21 protein-coding genes are annotated in these 19,026 nt (G+C 49.2%); 8 read left to right on the forward strand and 13 right to left on the reverse strand.

Annotated features, from left to right (window positions below):
- Positions 1-57: 57 nt before the first annotated feature.
- Complete coding sequence (locus tag LZD49_RS11305; RefSeq protein ID WP_234667459.1) at positions 58-1,017, forward strand: glycosyltransferase; 960 nt, start codon at positions 58-60, stop codon at positions 1,015-1,017.
- A 47-nt stretch (positions 1,018-1,064) separates the two neighbouring features.
- Here LZD49_RS11305 and LZD49_RS11310 read toward each other — a convergent pair whose 3' ends face one another.
- From LZD49_RS11310 to LZD49_RS11340, 7 genes are all read right to left on the reverse strand, one after another.
- Positions 1,065-1,961 carry a DMT family transporter gene (locus tag LZD49_RS11310; RefSeq protein ID WP_234667460.1) on the reverse strand — a complete coding sequence of 299 codons (897 nt, stop codon included), beginning with the start codon at positions 1,959-1,961 and terminating at the stop codon, positions 1,065-1,067.
- A gap of 384 nt (positions 1,962-2,345) precedes the next feature.
- Positions 2,346-2,927, reverse strand: a complete 582-nt coding sequence (locus LZD49_RS11315; RefSeq protein WP_234667461.1) for a DJ-1/PfpI family protein — start codon at positions 2,925-2,927, stop codon at positions 2,346-2,348.
- Between the two features lie 90 nt (positions 2,928-3,017).
- Positions 3,018-3,659: an SCO family protein gene (locus LZD49_RS11320; protein WP_234667462.1), complete on the reverse strand. Its 642-nt coding sequence runs from the start codon at positions 3,657-3,659 to the stop codon at positions 3,018-3,020.
- Between the two features lie 64 nt (positions 3,660-3,723).
- A complete protein-coding gene (locus LZD49_RS11325; protein ID WP_234667463.1) occupies positions 3,724-4,614 on the reverse strand; it encodes a transporter in 891 nt (296 codons plus the stop codon).
- 38 nt (positions 4,615-4,652) lie between these two features.
- The gene (locus LZD49_RS11330; protein WP_234667464.1) at positions 4,653-5,738 is read right to left on the reverse strand and encodes a cytochrome-c peroxidase; all 1,086 of its coding nucleotides are present in this window, start codon (positions 5,736-5,738) and stop codon (positions 4,653-4,655) included.
- 9 nt (positions 5,739-5,747) lie between these two features.
- Positions 5,748-6,575 carry an MbnP family protein gene (locus tag LZD49_RS11335; RefSeq protein ID WP_234667465.1) on the reverse strand — a complete coding sequence of 276 codons (828 nt, stop codon included), beginning with the start codon at positions 6,573-6,575 and terminating at the stop codon, positions 5,748-5,750.
- A 108-nt stretch (positions 6,576-6,683) separates the two neighbouring features.
- Entirely contained in the window at positions 6,684-7,076 is a 393-nt protein-coding gene (locus LZD49_RS11340; protein WP_234667466.1) for a hypothetical protein, read from the reverse strand.
- A gap of 248 nt (positions 7,077-7,324) precedes the next feature.
- Here LZD49_RS11340 and LZD49_RS11345 point away from each other — a divergent pair, with 248 nt between their 5' ends.
- The 6 genes from LZD49_RS11345 (at position 7,325) to LZD49_RS11370 (ending at position 12,593) form a co-directional block, all read left to right on the forward strand.
- Positions 7,325-7,909 carry a TetR/AcrR family transcriptional regulator gene (locus tag LZD49_RS11345; RefSeq protein WP_234667467.1) on the forward strand — a complete coding sequence of 195 codons (585 nt, stop codon included), beginning with the start codon at positions 7,325-7,327 and terminating at the stop codon, positions 7,907-7,909.
- 75 nt (positions 7,910-7,984) lie between these two features.
- Positions 7,985-8,395 carry an OsmC family protein gene (locus tag LZD49_RS11350; RefSeq protein WP_234667468.1) on the forward strand — a complete coding sequence of 137 codons (411 nt, stop codon included), beginning with the start codon at positions 7,985-7,987 and terminating at the stop codon, positions 8,393-8,395.
- Between the two features lie 204 nt (positions 8,396-8,599).
- Positions 8,600-9,103: a methylated-DNA--[protein]-cysteine S-methyltransferase gene (locus tag LZD49_RS11355; protein ID WP_234667469.1), complete on the forward strand. Its 504-nt coding sequence runs from the start codon at positions 8,600-8,602 to the stop codon at positions 9,101-9,103.
- A 34-nt stretch (positions 9,104-9,137) separates the two neighbouring features.
- A complete protein-coding gene (locus LZD49_RS11360; protein WP_234667470.1) occupies positions 9,138-9,809 on the forward strand; it encodes a DNA-3-methyladenine glycosylase in 672 nt (223 codons plus the stop codon).
- Positions 9,810-9,957: 148 nt separating this feature from the next.
- The gene (locus LZD49_RS11365) at positions 9,958-11,547 is read left to right on the forward strand and encodes an ABC-F family ATP-binding cassette domain-containing protein (RefSeq protein WP_234667471.1); all 1,590 of its coding nucleotides are present in this window, start codon (positions 9,958-9,960) and stop codon (positions 11,545-11,547) included.
- A gap of 131 nt (positions 11,548-11,678) precedes the next feature.
- Entirely contained in the window at positions 11,679-12,593 is a 915-nt protein-coding gene (locus LZD49_RS11370) for a pirin family protein (protein WP_234667472.1), read from the forward strand.
- 155 nt (positions 12,594-12,748) lie between these two features.
- On the opposite strand, the gene LZD49_RS11375 is transcribed toward LZD49_RS11370, so the two are convergent.
- From LZD49_RS11375 to LZD49_RS11400, 6 genes are all read right to left on the reverse strand, one after another.
- Positions 12,749-13,567, reverse strand: a complete 819-nt coding sequence (locus LZD49_RS11375) for an AraC family transcriptional regulator (RefSeq protein WP_234667473.1) — start codon at positions 13,565-13,567, stop codon at positions 12,749-12,751.
- Between the two features lie 15 nt (positions 13,568-13,582).
- Positions 13,583-14,470 (reverse strand): SDR family NAD(P)-dependent oxidoreductase, encoded by an 888-nt coding sequence (locus tag LZD49_RS11380; protein ID WP_234667474.1) that lies wholly within the window; start codon positions 14,468-14,470, stop codon positions 13,583-13,585.
- A 144-nt stretch (positions 14,471-14,614) separates the two neighbouring features.
- Positions 14,615-15,301 (reverse strand): GNAT family N-acetyltransferase, encoded by a 687-nt coding sequence (locus LZD49_RS11385; RefSeq protein ID WP_234667475.1) that lies wholly within the window; start codon positions 15,299-15,301, stop codon positions 14,615-14,617.
- Between the two features lie 94 nt (positions 15,302-15,395).
- Positions 15,396-16,310 (reverse strand): AraC family transcriptional regulator, encoded by a 915-nt coding sequence (locus tag LZD49_RS11390; RefSeq protein WP_234667476.1) that lies wholly within the window; start codon positions 16,308-16,310, stop codon positions 15,396-15,398.
- 55 nt (positions 16,311-16,365) lie between these two features.
- Positions 16,366-17,376, reverse strand: a complete 1,011-nt coding sequence (locus tag LZD49_RS11395) for an aldo/keto reductase (protein WP_234667477.1) — start codon at positions 17,374-17,376, stop codon at positions 16,366-16,368.
- A gap of 162 nt (positions 17,377-17,538) precedes the next feature.
- The gene (locus LZD49_RS11400) at positions 17,539-17,844 is read right to left on the reverse strand and encodes a helix-turn-helix domain-containing protein (RefSeq protein ID WP_234667478.1); all 306 of its coding nucleotides are present in this window, start codon (positions 17,842-17,844) and stop codon (positions 17,539-17,541) included.
- A 230-nt stretch (positions 17,845-18,074) separates the two neighbouring features.
- On the opposite strand from LZD49_RS11400, the gene LZD49_RS11405 reads away from it, so the two are divergent.
- Positions 18,075-18,989, forward strand: coding sequence for a ClpXP adapter SpxH family protein (locus tag LZD49_RS11405; RefSeq protein WP_234667479.1), 915 nt, complete (start codon positions 18,075-18,077; stop codon positions 18,987-18,989).
- Positions 18,990-19,026 lie beyond the last annotated feature (37 nt).

The following is a 19,026-nucleotide window of genomic DNA, read 5'->3' on the forward strand; positions in this document are numbered from 1 at the left end:
TACCTCCTTGAAAAAGGTTGCGATGTTACGATTGCGGCTTCCGGCAATACCTCACTTTTGCTTCGGGAGAATTTTCCGGAAATTTCCCAGCTGGATCTTCCCGGATACGAGGTCACGTACAGCCGAAGCGGAAGAACTTTTGCCACTAGAATTCTGGCCCAGATTCCGAAGATCTTTCGTGCGATCAGCAGGGAGCGCGAATGGCTGCGCAAGACCCATGCCACCCACCAGTTCGACCTCGTTATTTCCGACAATCGCTATGGATTGAAAATTGATGGGTTGAAATCGGTTATCATGACCCACCAGTTGCAAATCATGACCGGTTTCGGGTTCGGCGCGGACTGGCTCCTGCGAAAACTGCATTACCGCATCCTGGAAAAATTCGACGAATGCTGGGTGGTGGATCGCGAAGAAAGTGGTGGGCTGGCCGGCGCATTATCTCACCCGATTCATTTACCTGTGAATGCGCGTTATGTGGGCCTGTTGTCGCAAATGCGGCCGGTGGCGAATGCCACGCCCATAGAAAACGGCCGGATACTTATTTTGCTTTCCGGCCCGGAACCGATGCGGGGCATATTGGAACAAAAACTCCTTCAACAACTGGCCCGACTTGACAAATACCATTTCCATATCATAGCAGGCAATCCCGCAGGCGCTGCTCCTATACTTGTGTCTGCAAACGTCACCTATGCTACGCACGCGAATGCAAACGACCTTACCTTGGCCATTACAGGTGCGGAACTGGTGGTTTGCCGGAGTGGCTATTCAACATTAATGGATCTCGCCGTGCTGGGAAAAAAGGCATTACTGGTGCCCACGCCAGGGCAATCGGAGCAGGTGTATCTGGCGAAGCATTTACAAGAAGCAGGCTTGTTTCTAACCAGGGAACAAGCACACCTCGAGCTCGAAAAAGACATTCCCGAAGCCTTGCGCTATCCGGGTTTTGAAAAACCGGTAACCCGGGAAAGCGAGCATATTAATGAAGTAATAGATTTGGTTTTGAAGAATTTAAAGTAAAAAAAAACAGCCGGGCGGAGAAACACATCCGGCTGCTAAAACTCTGATTAATTACTTAAAATCGCCTGATCCTCAGGCTTTTGCCCCCGCACTACACGAAGCATTTGCAGCACCACCGACAGGATAATTAACCCCAATCCTGCATAGAACGACCATTGCAATTCCTTGTTTTCATGATAGATCAGAATGGCCAGGCCTATTGTGTAAACTGGTTCGAGATTCAGGCTGAGATTGACTGTAAATGCTGAAATGCGGTTTAGCGCCTGCGTTTGCAACATGTACAAAACCACGGTGCAGAAGAACGCCAGTAGCAGAAGATAGCCCCAATCGGAAAGTGACGGCATGAGTGTTGCAACAGGAAAGAAGGAAAAGTAAACGGGCATCAGCGGTGTGAGCGCGATGGCCCCACCGATCATCGAGTACATGGTAACAGTCTCGCTTTTGAATGCATGCGCGAGCCGCTCGTTGGTGATCATGTATAACGATGCAACCGCCGAAGAAATCACACCAAGGATGATCCCGACGCGGTATTGGGAGTCAAAACTGAAAATCAAAGCAATTCCGGCCAGGGTAAGCATGCTCAGCAGCATTTCCGACACCACAAACGGTTTTCGGTTAATCAGCGGCGAAAAGATGGCGGTAAAGAAACCAGTGAGTGAGAAACATACCACGCCTACCGAAATATTAGAATACTTGATACTCCCGTAAAACCCGATCCAATGCAACCCCAAAAGAAGTCCCGCGAGCGAAATACGTCGGAAATCCCGGAAGGATACCACCTCGAACTTCCTGGTCGCGGCCAGGATCAGCAACATTAAAATTCCCGCCAGCCACAGGCGGTACCAGGCCAAAAGCCCTGCATTGACAGTAATCAGTTTACCGAAAATACCGGTAAAACCGGCGAGAATAATGGCTATATGTAGCTTGATGAAAGCTTGTTTCATTGTAATAATTGTTCAAAAAGGTAATTAAATGGACATCAGAAGCACTTGCGACGTGATCAAGCAAATGCAAACCGGTTAAGCAAAACCCGTCGTGCGGGCTAAGGCTCAACAACCTTCGTGAACAATGACAGCAGGCAATAGAAAACTAATTCCCGCGAGGGCAGGAAAATACCAGGATCGGTTCCGGTTATTAAGCCACTAGGCTACCGGAGGAGGCGAAATGCAGAAAAGAAGTCGATTATCGGACATAATATCATTAATTGCCATGCAAAAATAAGGCGGTTCGTCGATAGGAGCAACTGCCTGGTTCAATTTAGCAGGTAAGAAATTAAAAATGGCGGGATGCCAACAAATAAGCCTTCCGCCATTTCATCATGCTACCCGTTAAATACCACTGATCTGCACGCCGAGCAATTTGTAAAACTCTTTCAAAATCGCAGGATGTCCGGGCCACGCTGGCGAGGTTACAAGGTTCCCGTCCACAATCGCCTGATCGGCCGGAATGTTCTTCCATGTGCCGCCAGCCAGTTCAATGTCCGGACCGATTGCCACGTAGGCCGTGAGCGTGCGATCTTGCAACACTTTCGCCGCAGTGAGGATCTGGATACCGTGGCAAATGGCGGCTACCGGCTTGTTGGCCTCGAAAAAATGCCTGGTAATTTCCAATACACGCTTGTTCAGGCGGGTGTACTCAGGCGCACGGCCGCCTGCGATGTACAATCCATCGTAATCAGCCGGGTCTACGTTTTCAAAGTCAACGGTGATCGCGAAACGGTGGCCTTGCGTTTCCTTGTAAGTCTGGTCGCCTACAAAGTCATGAACGGCTGTGGGCACGGTGTCGCCCTTCTTGCGGTCGGGAGCGAGGGTATCTACTTCAAATCCAACGGAGAGTAAAGCCTGATAAGGCACCATGGCTTCATAATCTTCGACATAATCCCCTGCCAGCAACAAAATTTTCTTAGACATAATGGTTAAGTTTAGTGATTAAAGAAGTTAGTATCGCACTTAAAGCTACGCGAAAAACGGCCTTCTGGTTCCTGCAAAGGTTTATCTTTGTCATTCATATTCTTTAAGTAAAGTACGGATATCGCGGATGAGATCGTAGGTGCCGGCATCTGTTGTACCATCGTACATGCCGCGGATGTGCCGGTCTTTATCCATCAATACAAAGTGCCCGCTGTGCAGAAATCCTCCCGGCGATTTGGCGTCTTCGGCAGCGGTAATGAGGTAATGCTTCTGCCCTATTTCGTAAATTTTCTCCCGGTCGCCCGTCACGAACTGCCAGGTGGCATTGCTTACGCCAAGGTCGTTGGAATACCTTTTCAGCACCTCAGGCGTATCATGTTCGGGATCAATGCTATGCGAAAGAATGCGTAACTGAGCATTGTCTTTGAAAACCTCATAAACTTTGAGCATGTTCTTTTTCATAATGGGGCAGATCGTCGGGCAGGTGGTGAAAAAGAAATCGGCCACGTAGATCTTATCCTTGAAATCGAGCTCGGTAACAGTCCGGTTATCCTGGTTGGTAAAGGCAAATGGCGGGATCGCGGGGTAATTGAGCTCCTCCACCTCCTTGCCGCCGACGGTCTTGACAATCTTTTCAGGTTCGCCCATATAAGGCAATTTCCTTGTTTGGCAGGCCGGGAAGGCAACAATAGCCATCGACATGGTCATAAATAGTTTGGTAACAGCTTTCATCGTAAAGGGGTATTATATTAAGTAAATGGCGCAACCGCCAGAAATGACGGTCGCGCCGAAAACACTAAAACAGCCAGCCTACTTGGACGAGCACACGCTCATAGGCCCGCACGTGGCCGGAAGCACTTCGTTGCGTCACAGGCAGTTGTCCGTGCGCGCCCAGTGTCCAGCGGTTAGAAAACAAACTCAGCCCCAATGAGGCGTTCAGCATTTTACCTCCGGTTTCTTCGAGTACCACGCCGTGCTGCCTGCCGTGTTCAGAATGCTCGGCATATAATCCGAGGCTGGGCATGAACGTAAGCGAACCCAATGTAAGCGACCGGTACACATCCACGGTACCGTAAAGCTGATCGCCAAAGCGATAATCCTGCGCATTGGTGGTATTGAACTTCCTGGAAACATTGGTAGCAAGGCCCCATTCGCTAATATTCATCGTGTAGAATGCATTCAGGATGAAGTCGGTGCTACCTGTGCCGGGTTGAAAATTGGCATTGGCAACCTGCGTCACATCGTTTTCATCGAATTTGAAACGGCCGGTCGGGAGTTTGACTCCCCCGCCCACCATCAGCGTGTGGGTCACCGCCGAAGACGCCTCCGTATCCATCAGAGAATTGAAGATGTTATAATTGGCAAGGACAGTTATGTCCCCAAGGCCATTCTGCCTTTTGGTATCCGCGCTGGTATGCTGGCGATCGGAACGGTAGGGTACAAATGCCATGACCTGCACCCTTTTTATCGGAAAGAACCGCCCGTACAATTCTGTCACATTGAATTGCTCTTCGGTGCGTAACACCTTGCTATCCGCATGGGTTGTAAACCGCAAATGCTGGTAACGCACGCCAACAAGCGACTTGTGCGACTGGGGCATCAATCCGAAATACGAACCGCTGTTCGCGCAACCGCAAATATCGCAGGCCATCAGCGGCGTTGACAGAAGTGTCAGAACAGCTGCCATAAATATTAGTATATATCTCATTTTAAATGCATTATTAATTAAAAAGCATTTCCTACTCCCGGATCGGAAAGCTTTTCATCATGGATAAACTGATCGTCAGAAAGCGTTTTCAGGAAGCCTACCAGCAAAGCCTTTTCACTCCGGGAAAGCGAAATGCCGGGCCTGCCGCCGGGGCTTAACAGCACTGGATCGAGCGTGGGCGAAGGCTGCACGCTGTCGGTGTAGTGGTCGAGCACCTCGTCGAGCGTGTGGTAACGCCCGTCGTGCATGTACGGGGCGGTCAGCGCCACGTTACGCAGGCTAGGCACCTTGAATTTGTGCTGGTCGCCGTCCTGGCCGGTAATGGCGAAACGGCCTTCATCATTATTCTGCTGCGGCATAAGGCCGTTGTTCCGGAAGCTAAAATCGGTAAAAAGCTCGCCGGTGTGGCAAGAGCCGCATTTAGTTCGGAATAATGCCAGGCCTTGCTGCTCGGTCGTCGTTAAGGCAGAAGCGTCGCCCATTCTAAAATAGTCATAGCGCGACTCCGCCGATACCATTGTCAGCATAAACTGCGACAATGCCTTCATCATCCGCTCGCTATTGATTTCTTCCGAACCAAATGCCGCTTTAAACATTTTGGGGTAATCTACCGGCTTTTGAGCGGTTTGCCTCAATTTTTCGAGGACATTACCTACTTTTTCGTCCATTTCGACCGGGTTTTCGATCGGGTTGAACGGTAGCAGGTCGAGGTCGTGGACACCGCCATCCCAGAAGAACGAGGTGTTCCAGGCCATGTTCTGCACGGCGGGCGGGTTGCGCACGCCGAGGCGGTCTTCCACACCATGGCTAAGCTCGTGTCCATGGTGCGTGAATGCCGCCTGCTGCTGATGGCAGGTACCGCATCCAACAACGTTGGTCCGCGAGAGAATGCCGTCGTAAAACAGGAACCGGCCCAACTCCACGCCCTCTTCAGTGAGCGGGTTGCGTGCCATGTCATAAACCGGTTCCGGGAAATGTGCAGGCTTTTGCCAGGCTATGGGCGTGGGACCGAAAGCTGCGGGTTGCGGCTGCGAGTGCCGGCAAGCGGCACCCGTTTGCAACAGCCCGAGCCCGACCCAGCAAATGATCGATGATCTGGTCATATCAGTACTTTAATGGATATGATCCAGCGAAAACATTTGTGCATAGTTATCGGCAATTTCCGCCGACCGCTGCGGCTGTCCGCCCATAATGCTGTTGGCCTCGGCGATTTTTGCGCGGGTACCCGGACCATCGAACAGTTTGAGTACATCTACCAGCAAATGCACTTCCGGCGTTTTGGATGCATTCACACCCGCCCGCAACTCGCCGAAATCCACTTTCACCATGCGGGTGTTATTTACCGTCCGCTGCGAGTAGCCGCCAAACAGCCCGATGTGATAATAGAACTTGCCATTCACCGGATTACCCGCAGGGGAAGTGCCCTCCAGCTTCACGAAAATATAACCGGAGTTCCACGACCAATACATGCCGTCGTCCATCATCGAACCCGACGGATCGAGCACTCCCTTGCGTCTCTCGATCGGCGTCGTGCTGCGAAGGCTGTCCACCCCTACCATGAATTCGACCGCCCGATAATCGCCGAACGGCACATTGTTCAGCGTAACAAATTGGGATGCTTTCGTATCCTCCTTGATCAGGAAATAGCTCGAATCCTGCGGCACAGTGTAAATAGTACCGTCGGCGCCAAACAGCCGGACGTTCGAAATAAAATAATTGAATTTGGTAGCAACAAAATCCTCCCCGGCGGCATTCCGGTAAGTCACACTGTTGAGGATCAAGTTCTTATCGCCGGCCACATTATCGAACTCGATCCGTAGCTTGCCGCTCTGTAGAGGATCAGGCAATGAATCGCCGGAAGAATCGGAACATGATGCCAGAAAAATGGCGCATATAACGGCCATGCCGATCGCATAGCCGAAGGAAAAGATATTTTTCATCGGTATAAAGAAGTAATGCAGACGGTTACCATCAGCGGTAATGCCTGGTTTTAAAAATAAATAGGTTAAGCAGTTACCGGAAGGTCAACCGCAGGGAAGAGTGCCGGGTTATACCAGCGGGGGATGAAAAATATCGGCAGCGACAATGCGAGCGATGAATGGGGAATTGAATTCGTAGGTAATGACAACCGGCATTTCTAAATGTTCGGGTGCATTGAAAATATAGGGTTTGCGCGTATCCATGACCTGATAGAGCAAATTGGCCATGTAAGTCTGCTCGGCCTGGCGCTCCTCCTGTTTCTTGGCATCCACGACCCGCTTGGCGAGGTAACATTTGCCATCGCAGACCACGATCGGATTATCACGGTTAACGCAGAGATTAGCGATAATATACTCCCGCCGCAGCTCGTAGTCCAGATATACCAAAGGAATCACCCATGCTTTTACAAGCATCAGGAGCATCAGGCTCAGGGCAATCCATTGTTTTCCGGAAGCTTTCAAAAAGCGGGACAGGTTAAAGAGGACTTTGATTCTGGCGCAAATCTAATGCGGGATGGTTGAGATAACAAATAATATGGGGAAACGAAGGGGATCGAGGAGGAAAGGGAGGATTGGGAAAGGGATGTATCCCGCGCGCTCAGAACTGACGTATCGCCCATCCTCCGTCCTTCCTTTTCTCCAAAAAAATTAATTTTATTTTGTACTAATTAGTAAAGTATTGTATATTTGTAACATCAAACAGAAAAACAATGGCAGGCAGACCAAAAATATATGACGAGACAGCGATCCTGGATAAGGCGGTGGAAGTCTTTTGGGAGAAAGGATATGCCAACGCGACTGCCGACGACCTGCTCCATGCCATGGGAATCGGAAAAGGCAGTTTTTATTTTGCATTCAAAGGCGGGAAGGAAGAGCTGTTCCGCAAATCAATGGACCGGGTTGTTGAGCTAAACTTTCAGGCGATTCGCGAGTCACTCGTTACCTGCGAGAATCCGGTACAGTTTATCCGGGATTTTTTCTTTTCGCTAACTGGCGCTGATTCGCCGATCGGTAACAAAGGCTGTTACTTCGGTAACGCATTGATACAGGTTTCCGCCGACGATTCGGGCCTCAAACTGATCGCTGGCAAATACCTGCACTTACTGGAAGAAATATTTACGGAAGCCGTTCAAAGGGGCAAAGACCTGGGATTGCTTCAAACCAAAGAACCTGCCGAAGCGCTCGGTGCCTACCTGGTGAACCTCTGGAATGGCTTGAACGTCACGCGCAGAATGGAAACAGACCAGCAAAAACTCGCTGAGCTGGTCCGCATGAACCTGAATATATTAAACTGAAATTTTTTTAACCAATTTTGTACTATATAGTACAGTTTATTTTAACCATTTTTCCAATTTTAAACTCTAAAGATCATGAAACGCAAAGCAACAGCAGTATGGAATGGTGACATCGAATCAGGCGCCGGCCACATCACGACAGGCAGCACGGTTTTAAACAAAACCCAATATTCATTCAAAAGCCGTTTTGCAGACGGTGTCGGCACCAATCCTGAAGAACTCCTTGCCGCCGCTCACGCGGGCTGTTTCACAATGAAACTCGACCTCGACCTTACTCAGGCAGGTTACAAAGTGGAATCACTGGAAACACAGTCCGTAGTGACGCTGGATAATGGCAAAATCACCAGATCTGAACTGACATTGCAAGCCAAAGTGCCGGGCATTTCAGAAGATGAGTTCCAGGTCATTGCAAAAGGAGCTGAAAAAACCTGTCCGGTAAGTCAGGCATTTAATTTTGAAATTGTATTGAATGCGACATTAGCGTAAACTTGTCGAATACAATTTAAGAAGCGGCATCTGCAATGGATCAGGTGCCGCTTCTTTGTATTTTTGACCGATGGATAGTTGATAAGATCAATCCCGTAAGAGTCAGTATTATCAGCCTATCTTGTTTTGTTTACTGGAATTAATCCCTGGTTCCGAACTGATTAAATCCAGTTTTTTGTTGCAGGAAGACAACTAGCAACAAAGATGGATACCTTCTTCAAAACCATGTCATCGCCGGTAGGCAAACTGACACTAATTGCCAGCGAAAAGGGACTTCGTGCGGTGCTTTGGGAGCGGGATAATCCTGATCGGGCGGGAGGCGGCCAGGGTATAGAGGATCTAAATCACCCGGTACTTCTAGAAGCGGAACAGCAACTGACTGATTATTTCTCAAAAAAACGAAAATCCTTTTCCCTCCCACTCGACTTTATCGGCAGCGATTTTCAGAAACAAGTCTGGGAGGCTTTACTCACAATTCCTTTTGGTGAAACGAGGTCATATGGTGACATTGCCCGGCAAATAGGCAATCCAGATGCCGTACGCGCGGTGGGTGGGGCTGCGAACAGGAATCCGATTCCTATCATTGCGCCTTGTCACAGAGTGGTAGGCTCGACCGGAAAATTGGTCGGCTTCGGCGGCGGCCTTCCCAACAAGGAACTACTGTTAAATCTGGAAGCTCCATTCCTGCAAACCTCGCTGTTCGAATAACATTCCCAAACTTCCTGCCGCATTACTTCTCAACATGTTTGAAACTTTTACCGATCAGAATTTCCATAGTTTTTGCGACAAGCTCGCTGAAAATGACGAAGATCTTCTCGCCATCATCCAACAGCACGGTTACCCGCCTATGTGGACCCGGCCTAATTCATTTGAAACGCTCGTCCACATTATCTTGGAGCAACAGGTTTCGTTGGCCTCGGCGCTGGCAGCACTAAGAAAATTACAAGAAGAAACCGGCGAACTAACGCCTGAAAAAATCCTCGAATTGAGTGATGTGACAATGCGCGCCTGCTACGTGAGCCGACAAAAAGCGGGTTATGTCCGTAACCTGGCACAAGCGATCGTGAATGGTGAACTCGATTTACCGGGAATGGTGAATATGCCGGACGAACAAGTGCGCGCAAGGCTAACGGCGATGAAGGGTATAGGCAACTGGACGGCGGATGTATATCTGATGTTCGTGTTACAACGCCTTGATATTTTCCCGATCGGCGATTTGGCGGCCGTCAATGCATTGAAACGTGCTAAAAGGCTGTCCTGGGAAAGTTCACGTGAGGCATTACTCGCTGCTGCGGAACCTTGGAAACCATATCGTTCCATTGCGACGATGCTGCTGTGGCACCATTACCTATCGGCGCCGTTCCGGAGCTCAGAATATAGCAAAAGACAGGAGATCAAAGTAACCAATGGTTGACCAGAATGCAATTTTGTAATTTTCTGCTTAGCTTTGCATCATTATTCACCAACCGAAAACACCAGGTGTAAGAGCTTATTTCTTTAGAAAGATCAATGTACGCAGCTATGACAATGCTGCCATTATTCATTTTCAAAAGAAATGCGCTATGCTTTTCCTTCAAGGTGTTACCTATGCACACCCGAACCGGGATGTGCTGTTTTCAGATATAAATTTTATCGTCAATACCCACGACAAAATTGCCCTTATCGGCAATAACGGCGCGGGCAAGTCCACTTTGCTGAGTATTCTGGCCGGGTATTTGAAACCGACCGCAGGGGTTGTAAGCGTGGATTCCAAGCCGTATTATGTCCCCCAGCTTTTTGACCAATACAAACAGCACACGGTGGCCGAAGCGCTCGGCATCTACGATAAGCTATTGGCCCTGAAAGAAATCCTCGATGGGCACCTGACCGATATGAACCTCGAATTACTCGACGACGACTGGGGTATCGAGGAACGATGCCAGGAAGCTTTCGCCCACTGGCAATTGAGTGGACTCAACCTTTCGCAACCCATGGCCATGCTCAGCGGCGGGCAAAAGACCAGGGTTTTCCTGGCTGGGATCATGATCCACGAGCCGGACATCGTACTCCTTGATGAACCCAGTAATCATCTGGATGCGTCAGGCCGGGCGCTGCTGTATAAGTATATCCGTTTAACGACCGATACGCTTGTGGTGGTTAGTCACGACAGAACATTGCTGAATCTGCTCGGCACCGTTTGCGAGCTTGGCAAACGGGGTATAAACATGTATGGCGGGAATTATGATTTTTATAGCGAGCAAAAAGCGATCGAAAACGAAGCTTTGAGCCAGGACGTGAAAGCCAGGGAAAAAGCGCTCCGCAAAGCCAAAGAGGTGGAACGGGAATCCTTAGAGCGGCAGCGGAAGCTTGATGCGCGGGGAAAAAAGAAGCAAGAAAAAGCGGGATTGCCTACAATTGTCCAGAATACCCTCCGAAATAATGCCGAGCGAAGCACAGCGCGAATCAAAGGGGTACACGCCGAAAAAGTGGGCGGCATTGCTCAGGAACTAAGTCAGTTACGCGGCGAATTATCCGGCATTGATAAAATGAAGGTTGATTTCGACAATTCCTCGCTTCACAAGGGCAAGATCCTCGTCACTGCGGAACATGTCAATTTTACCTACGACGATGAACCGCTTTGGCAAAATAGCATTGATTTTGAGATTACGAGCGGAGAGCGCATTGTGATCAAGGGTGCTAATGGTTCGGGAAAAACAACTTTGATACGGATGATTCTCGGCGAACTGCAACCCACTTCGGGAAGCATCGGGGGAGCCGATTTTAAATCGATTTATATTGACCAGCACTATTCGCTGATCGACAATACTTTAACGGTTTATGAGCAGGCGCAGCAATTCAATTCCGGCGCATTGCAGGAGCACGATATCAAAACCCGGTTGAACCGCTTCCTGTTTACCAAAGAATACTGGGATAAAAGATGCGCCAACCTCAGCGGAGGCGAGAAAATGCGGCTGATGCTTTGCTCGCTGGCCATTGCAAATCAGGCCCCGGATATGATCATTCTGGATGAGCCAACCAACAACCTGGACATTCAGAACATCGGCATTCTGACCGCCGCAATTAACGAATACCGTGGAACGCTGCTGGTAGTATCGCATGATGCTCATTTTCTGCGGGAGATTAACGTCGGGCGGGAAATGATGTTGACATAACCACGTTGGAAAGCCCGCTTTCCTTAAACTGCTCATTCTTGCTTCCAACTTCCATATTTCTTTTAGGCTTATCAAAAACAACCTTCACACTTGCGGTCTTTTTTTATCTTTAACCCACAAACTATGCTCAAATGCTGGATATCGTAATCGAAGCCCGGAAGGCCGCCATCAGTGAATCGGTAGTCGTGAAACGTATTTTGCCTTTCCGCCTGAGAAGAATGGTCGGGCCGTTCATATTTATGGATCATGCCGGGCCATTGGGAAGCATTCCTGTGAACCCTTCTTCGATGGATGTGCTTCCGCATCCGCACATCGGGCTTTCGACGGTCAGTTATTTGTTCGATGGGCAGGTAACGCACCGGGACAGTACAGGCGTGCAGCAGATTATCAAACCCGGAGAAGTAAACTGGATGACCGCCGGAAGCGGCATCGCGCATTCCGAGCGTTTCGAGGATCCCGCCGCACTCTCGGGCGGACTCGAAATGATCCAAACCTGGGTCGCATTGCCTGAAAAAGACGAAGAAGCCTCCCCTTCATTTAGGAACTATACCCGGGAAGAACTGCCGGTCTTTACCGACAAAGGCGTATGGATGCGCCTGATCGCAGGGGAGGCTTTTGGGCTTACCAACGGTGTTAATACCCATTCTCCCCTGTTTTACCTGCACGTGGTGCTGGAAGCCGGGGCAACATTTACGGTACCTGCCGGCCATTCGGAAAGGGGCGTATACATCGTGAAAGGCGCTGTGGAAACGGGTGGTCATTTTTATCAGCTGGGGCAAATGCTGGTTTTTAATAAAAATGCGGAGCCAACGATCAAGGCAAAAGAAAATACCACACTGATGTTGTTGGGTGGCGAACCGTTGGGTGAACGCTTTATCTGGTGGAATTTCGTATCGTCCCGAAAAGAGCGCATCGAACAAGCCAAGGAAGACTGGAAACAAGGCCGCATTCAGCTACCGCCAGCCGACGACCACGAATTTATACCATTACCGGAAGATTATTCAAGGCCAGCCGGCGCACCTCCCCGACCAGAACCGCTTTCATAACCGCTGATATTTAGCACTTGGTGTACTGACAGGCTCCTCCCATTTGCTTCGACAGAAAGGTTTTGTATGCAAGATTTACCGATGCCTATGGGCAAGAAAGCCCTGCAATCAAGAAGACTACAAGGCTTTACATAATATTAGTTTCTATTGATGTACTAACCGGCCAGCCGCGAAGGCGACACGCCATACATTTTCTTAAATGCAAAAGAGAAATGCGACAGGTCCTCAAAACCGATTTCCAGATAAACGTCCGAAGCTGTGCGTCCTTTCTCCCTGATCAAATAATGTGCTTCCTGTAACCTACGCTGCCGTAACCAGCGGCTGGGAGATGTATGAAAAATATGTTCGAAATCTCGCTTGAATGTGGCCAGGCTTCTGCCCGTCAGATAAGCAAAACGATTCATCTGTACATTGAAATGGAAGTTCTTGTGCATAAATGCTTCCAGATCGATCTTGCCGGGTTCGCTAAAATCAAATAATATATCTTTCATTACCGGCGATGACCGAAGCAGGATCATAATAGCTTCCCGCACTTTCAATACCTGCAACCCATCGTCGATCAGTTGGTCGTCTTCACTATACGGCATCAGAGAATCCATAAACCCTTTCACTAAACTGCCCCCTTTTATGGCAATGATGGAGCCTGCCTCCTGGCCTTTGGCATGGTCGGCCTGGTAACCTTGCTCCATCGCGAAACTCCTTAAAGTTGGCTGGTCGAGATACACCGAAATGGATTTAAAAACACCGTCGGGCGGTGGCTGTTTAATAAATTTGATCAACTGATTGCGCCGGATAAACCGGTAATCGCCCTCCCTGAAAACATATTCCTTTTCGCCATTGTTAATCGTGAGCGTACCGGAAATCTGATAGCTGAACACGTGCTCGGGCGCAAACTGCTCCCCCTCGCGATTCCGTATATAATAGCAGGAATACGCGATTGGGAAGGGTTGTTTATCGGGTTTCGGATCGGACATAGACAAAGTTAAAAATTAAGCGTCTTTCTTGATCCCGGTGTACCATTTACCCATTGACGTTTTCAGAAAGTCTTCCGATTCTTGGTGATCTGTGGACAGGCTCACTTCCAGCCATTCTTCCATTTCGGCATTCCGGGCTTCGTCGGCGCTTTTGAGGATGCCAATGGCCTCGCTACCAAGCACCAGGTGCACAGGAGGTGCAGGATGTGTGGCCAATGCTACCATTACATCGGCTGCCTTTTCAGGATCGCCGACCGGTACAAACTTGCCTGATTTAAAGTAATCCGTACGCTGGTTGACCATTTCGTAACCTTCTATTTCGCGGGCGTAGCTCATCGAAGCGCCCGCCCAGTCGGTACGGAAACCACCCGGCTCCACGCTCGTCACAAATATACCCAGCGGAGCAACTTCCTTCGATAATGCTTCGGTAAAACCACCCAAGCCGAATTTTGCCGCCTGATACATCGTCAGACCTGCATTTCCAACCCGACCACCTATCGAGCTGATCTGCAAAATGCGGCCGCTACCCTGCTTACGCATGTAAGGCAACACGGCGCGGGTCACTTCTATGGGTGCATAAAGATTCGTTTCGAGCTGGCTGCGCACCTGTTCGTCTGTATATGCCTCTGCCGCACCGATAATACCGAAGCCAGCATTATTAACCAATACATCGATCCGTCCAAAATGTGCTACGGCGTCGGCCACCGAGTGATACACTTGCTCGTAATTCGTCACATCTAGCGCGATAGGTTTGATCTGATCGCCATATTGTGCCACCAGGTCGTCGAGCTGGCCAAGGTTGCGGGCTGTGGCTGCTACTTTATCTCCGCTTTTTAAAACCGCTTCTGTGAGGCTGCGTCCCAATCCGCGGGAGCTGCCTGTAATGAACCATACTTTTGTCATTGTCTTGTTGTTTTAAGTACAATACAAAAGTATCCGGTCCTGGCCCGCCCCACTTTGTTGAAAAGCTCAGAGTTGGTTTGTTGAAAAGCTCACAGGCCGATGCCCAAAAGTTGCCCTGCACAGGATCGGCCTCTCGCGCTTATTTCAGTCAGGATTCTTTTTCAATACATAAAAATAAATTTCCGTGCGAATTTCAAATCCCAGCGATTCGTAAACGCCGATCGCACGTGCATTATCCGCTTTTACGTGCAGGAAAGGCATTTCCCCGTTTTGCTGGATGCGATTGACCTGCCGTAGCAACAAATGCCGCGCATAGCCTTTGCCCAAATGATCAGGATGCGTACAAACGGCGCTGATTTCCGCATGCCCTTCCGGGTGCATTCGCTGGCCTGCCATTGCCACGAGCCTCGCATTGTCGAAAACACCTTCATAATGGCCGAAACGAATCGTTTCGGTGGAGAACGGGCCAGGGTTGGTCTGGCTGGTCAATGCGATCATTTCGGGAACGTGATCCGTTGTCAGGGGAATGGTGACCGGTCCTTCCGGCGCCGGAAAGTCCGGCCCTTTGTAGAGCATTTGATAGCCGGGTATCGCCGCCAGCAACTTCCATGGAAGTGGAATCTCCACGTTTTCATTACTCACAAATATCACATTATTGCCAAAAGGAATAGCCTGGTGCAATGCGGGTAACCCCTCCAAGGCATGGCCTTCCACAGCTACAAACGGGGAAACTTCGGGCTGAAAATAGGCCGAACCGCCGCTCACCTGCCCTAACGCATGGTTATGAGCTCGGAGCGCGTACCAGACCGGATTATCAAGGATTTGTTTCATTTAATATTGGTATTTCGATGGCAAATTTACGGCTCTCACTGTAATTTTAGCCTGTCAAATCCCAAATCTAGGCCATTTGTAAGCTTGTAAGAACCTAATTGAACGATTGTCGATATTGTAGCGGCGTCACCTGCGTTTTATTCTTGAACAATTTATTGAAAGACTGCGGGAAACCGAACCCCAGTCTGAATGCGATTTCAGCTACAGACAAATTGGTGCTTGCGAGCAATTCCTTGGCCTTTTCAATCACATAATGGTGAATATGTTGCTGAGTATTCTGCCCAGTGAGGTTTTTCAGTAAATCACTGAGATAACTGTCCGAAAAATGCAAGGAGTCGGCAATGTAGTTTACGGTAGGCAAACCTTGCTCAACTAGTTTTTCACTATTGAAATAGGCTGACAATAGGTTTTCCAGTTTCAGTAAAACATCATTGTTAACAGGTTTACGGGTAATGAACTGCCTGTTATAAAACCGCTCAGCATAGCTTAGTAGCAGTTCAAGATGCGCCACGATAACCTGCTCACTGTACGAATCAATATTTGAATTCAATTCATGCAACAGCATTTTAATCACCGAAACGATCAGCTCTTCTTCCTTTTCGGAAAGGTGCAATGCTTCGTTCACCTCATAGCCGAAAAATCCATAACCTTTTATTTTAAGGCTTAACGGGTGCCGACGGATAAAATCGGGATGAAAAACCACGCACCAGCCAGATGGCCGGTGATTGTCGCTGATATTGCTCACCACCTGCCCTGGTCCGGTACAGAACATGATCCCTTCATCAAAATCAAAATACCCCTGCCCATAGCGTATCTTGCCGACAACATCCCGTTTCAGGGATATGCAGTACATATCCATAATGAGCGTTTCTACGCCAAAATCGGCATGATCATGATTCATGTCCTCAAAGTTGAACACACTCACCAACGGATGGCTCGGCCTGGGCAGACCAAGGATTCGGTGCTGTTCCGAGACAGAGCGGACGATAGACGGCGATTGCTTTTTCATTTCGGGTCAAATATGGTAAAACGCACAGGCAGCCGGTGGTCGCCTGTGCGGATTGTTACTGGTTAACCGCCGCCATTCCGAACTGGTCATACCGGTCGCCGGTATCTGTACCGAGAGGAATAATGGCTTCCAGCCGGGCGATATCTTCACCACTCAGCCCGATTGCAGCGGCTTCGATATTCTGTTCGAGGTATTTTCGGCGTTTTGTACCCGGGATTGCGGCGTGGCCTTTTTCCAGCACCCATGCAATGGCGAGTTGTGAAGAAGTGATCTGCTTTTCCGCGGCCATTTGTTGGATTTCTTGCAGCAAATCGAGGTTCTTCTGGAATTGCTCTCCCTGAAAGCGGGGAATACTTCGTCTGAAATCGTCGGCTGGGAGGTCTTCCGCACTCTTCAATTCACCTGAAATGAACCCTCTCCCGAGCGGCGAGTAGGCAACGAACCCAATACCGAGCTCAACCAGCGTTTGCAGAATGCCCATTTCTTCTACCGAACGCTCGAATAGCGAATACTCCGATTGCACCGCGGTTACCGGATGCACGGCATGCGCTCGCCTGATCGTTTCCGACGATACTTCGGACAATCCGATATAGCCCACCTTCCCTTCTCTTACAAGCTCCGCCATCGCTTCGACGGTTTCCTCAACGGGTGTTTGCGGATCAACGCGATGCAGGTAATAAAGGTCGATATAGTCGGTACCAAGATTTTTCAGCGACCGTTCCACCGCTTTCCTCACATATTCTTTCCGCCCGTTGAATTGCCAGGTGATCTGCTCGTTATCATCTATTTCCCACCCAAATTTGGTGGCAACAATGTAGTCATTCCGGTGGCCTTTGATGGCTTTGGCAATGAGGCGTTCGTTGACGAGCGGGCCATACAGATCGGCCGTGTCCAGAAAATTACCGCCCAGTTCTAGCGATCGGTGGATCGTGGCGATCGCTTCCTGTTCGTCGGCTTTGCCATAAATGTCCATATGGGCCATGCCCGTCATACCCATGCAACCTAATCCCAATTGAGGCACTACCAAGCCCTGGCTTCCTAGGCTGATTTTTTTGATGCTATCCATAATTTCCGTTTTTTTACTGTTGCAAAGGTATCCCCTCGCCCACAGCCCGGAGTAGCCAGTTTCCGGAGAGTTGTATCCAATTTCTGGAGAATCGCAAAAACAGGTAGCAATTCAAAAGCGGTATCATTGTAAATTGGACTGCCAATGGTAGTTACTTAAAACTTACACCAAATGCTCTAACTGCCTGAAAATTACGACCAGCGACTTTCCTCTTTCCGAAAGCGTATATTCGATATGGAGCGGCTTCAATTTGATCACTTTCTTATCAATCAGATTTTGCTGCTCCATTTCTTTCAATGCCACGGCTATCGCCTGCTTACTTGAACCTTCCAATACCCGCAAAAGCGCATTAAAGCGCACAGGACCAGCTAATGCCATCCTGAATATCTGCGGCTTCCACTTGCCCGACAATTGTTTCAACAAACCCTCCACCGGACATTGGGCCGGGTCGCTTTCTATCTCTTCCATATATAGCCGGATGCGGTTCCATGTTAAGTACCGCGGTCAAAAGTTACTCGATTCGACCGGTTTTTTTATCCATAAATTAACTATCTCAGTTATTAAGTTGATTATCAACAAACTAAAACAAACAGATCCCTTCTGCCAATGGTCAAGAATTTTTGACTAATTGACTGCTTGCGAGGCTGTGACGAAATTTGTTGCGAAAAGGCATTTGAAATGCCGAAAATTCATCTCTCATGACAATAGCAAACAGTAACCCACTTCTGTGTGATGTCGAATCAGGCATTTGTGAAATGCCCGGCTCTCCATCAACCGCCGACGGCAATGTACTACCTGATGCAGGTAAGCCAGTCAGGATCATCTATTTTACTGACCCGATATGCTCGTCCTGTTGGGGCATTGAACCCCAACTACGGAAGCTCAAACTCGAATACAGCCAGCATTTCGAGATCGAATACCGGATGGGTGGCCTCTTGCCAGACTGGACTTACAACAGTGGAGGCATCAGCAAGCCCTCCGATGTGGCCGGGCATTGGGACGAAGTTAGCGTGCATTACGATATGCCCATTGACGGTGACGTATGGCTGGAAGATCCGCTTCATTCCTCTTATCCGCCATCGGTTGCCTTTAAGGCGGCGCAATTGCAGGGCCAGGATAAAGCCATCCGTTTCCTTCGCGAACTCCGGGAAATGGTGTTTCTCAAAAAGATCAATATCACCAAATGGGAAAATCTGAAAGCGGCGGCGGGTATGGTCGGGCTGGACATAACGCAATTTGAAAACAGTTACAGAGGGGATGCCAGGGAGCTTTTCAAAGGGGACCTTGACCTGGCTGCGCAACTAGGCGTGCGGGGCTTTCCGACCCTGTTTTTTATAAACCAAAAAGGAGAACAGGAAAAAATATATGGCACAAAACCTTACCCAATTTTTGAAGCTGCCTTACACAACCTGTTGCCGACATTAACCAGGAAAGACGTTGATACAGATTGGAAAAGCTTGTTTTCCAAGTACAACACCCTTACATCGCGTGAATTTTCTGAGCTATCAGAAACTCCCCGCTCTGAAAGCGACGCTTTCCTGCAAAAGCTGATGGACGAGGGTGAGCTGACAAGGTTTCGGATCAGGAACGGGATACTTTGGATCAGGGAGTAAGCCAGGCCATTAACATGCGGGCCGTTACAGCATGGAA

It is taken from the genome of Dyadobacter sp. CY261, assembly GCF_021440085.1.
GTDB lineage: Bacteria > Bacteroidota > Bacteroidia > Cytophagales > Spirosomataceae > Dyadobacter.

Coding starts and splice junctions, on each gene's coding strand:
- LZD49_RS11360 (WP_234667470.1), top strand. CDS start 9,138: ATGTTTGAAACTTTTACCGATCAGAATTTCCATAGTTTTTGCGACAAG.
- LZD49_RS11390 (WP_234667476.1), bottom strand. CDS start 16,310: ATGAAAAAGCAATCGCCGTCTATCGTCCGCTCTGTCTCGGAACAGCAC.
- LZD49_RS11330 (WP_234667464.1), bottom strand. CDS start 5,738: ATGACCAGATCATCGATCATTTGCTGGGTCGGGCTCGGGCTGTTGCAA.
- LZD49_RS11320 (WP_234667462.1), bottom strand. CDS start 3,659: ATGAAAGCTGTTACCAAACTATTTATGACCATGTCGATGGCTATTGTT.
- LZD49_RS11310 (WP_234667460.1), bottom strand. CDS start 1,961: ATGAAACAAGCTTTCATCAAGCTACATATAGCCATTATTCTCGCCGGT.
- LZD49_RS11375 (WP_234667473.1), bottom strand. CDS start 13,567: ATGTCCGATCCGAAACCCGATAAACAACCCTTCCCAATCGCGTATTCC.
- LZD49_RS11350 (WP_234667468.1), top strand. CDS start 7,985: ATGAAACGCAAAGCAACAGCAGTATGGAATGGTGACATCGAATCAGGC.
- LZD49_RS11385 (WP_234667475.1), bottom strand. CDS start 15,301: ATGAAACAAATCCTTGATAATCCGGTCTGGTACGCGCTCCGAGCTCAT.
- LZD49_RS11400 (WP_234667478.1), bottom strand. CDS start 17,844: ATGGAAGAGATAGAAAGCGACCCGGCCCAATGTCCGGTGGAGGGTTTG.
- LZD49_RS11395 (WP_234667477.1), bottom strand. CDS start 17,376: ATGGATAGCATCAAAAAAATCAGCCTAGGAAGCCAGGGCTTGGTAGTG.
- LZD49_RS11315 (WP_234667461.1), bottom strand. CDS start 2,927: ATGTCTAAGAAAATTTTGTTGCTGGCAGGGGATTATGTCGAAGATTAT.
- LZD49_RS11380 (WP_234667474.1), bottom strand. CDS start 14,470: ATGACAAAAGTATGGTTCATTACAGGCAGCTCCCGCGGATTGGGACGC.
- LZD49_RS11345 (WP_234667467.1), top strand. CDS start 7,325: ATGGCAGGCAGACCAAAAATATATGACGAGACAGCGATCCTGGATAAG.
- LZD49_RS11325 (WP_234667463.1), bottom strand. CDS start 4,614: ATGGCAGCTGTTCTGACACTTCTGTCAACGCCGCTGATGGCCTGCGAT.
- LZD49_RS11405 (WP_234667479.1), top strand. CDS start 18,075: ATGACAATAGCAAACAGTAACCCACTTCTGTGTGATGTCGAATCAGGC.
- LZD49_RS11335 (WP_234667465.1), bottom strand. CDS start 6,575: ATGAAAAATATCTTTTCCTTCGGCTATGCGATCGGCATGGCCGTTATA.
- LZD49_RS11355 (WP_234667469.1), top strand. CDS start 8,600: ATGGATACCTTCTTCAAAACCATGTCATCGCCGGTAGGCAAACTGACA.
- LZD49_RS11365 (WP_234667471.1), top strand. CDS start 9,958: ATGCTTTTCCTTCAAGGTGTTACCTATGCACACCCGAACCGGGATGTG.
- LZD49_RS11370 (WP_234667472.1), top strand. CDS start 11,679: ATGCTGGATATCGTAATCGAAGCCCGGAAGGCCGCCATCAGTGAATCG.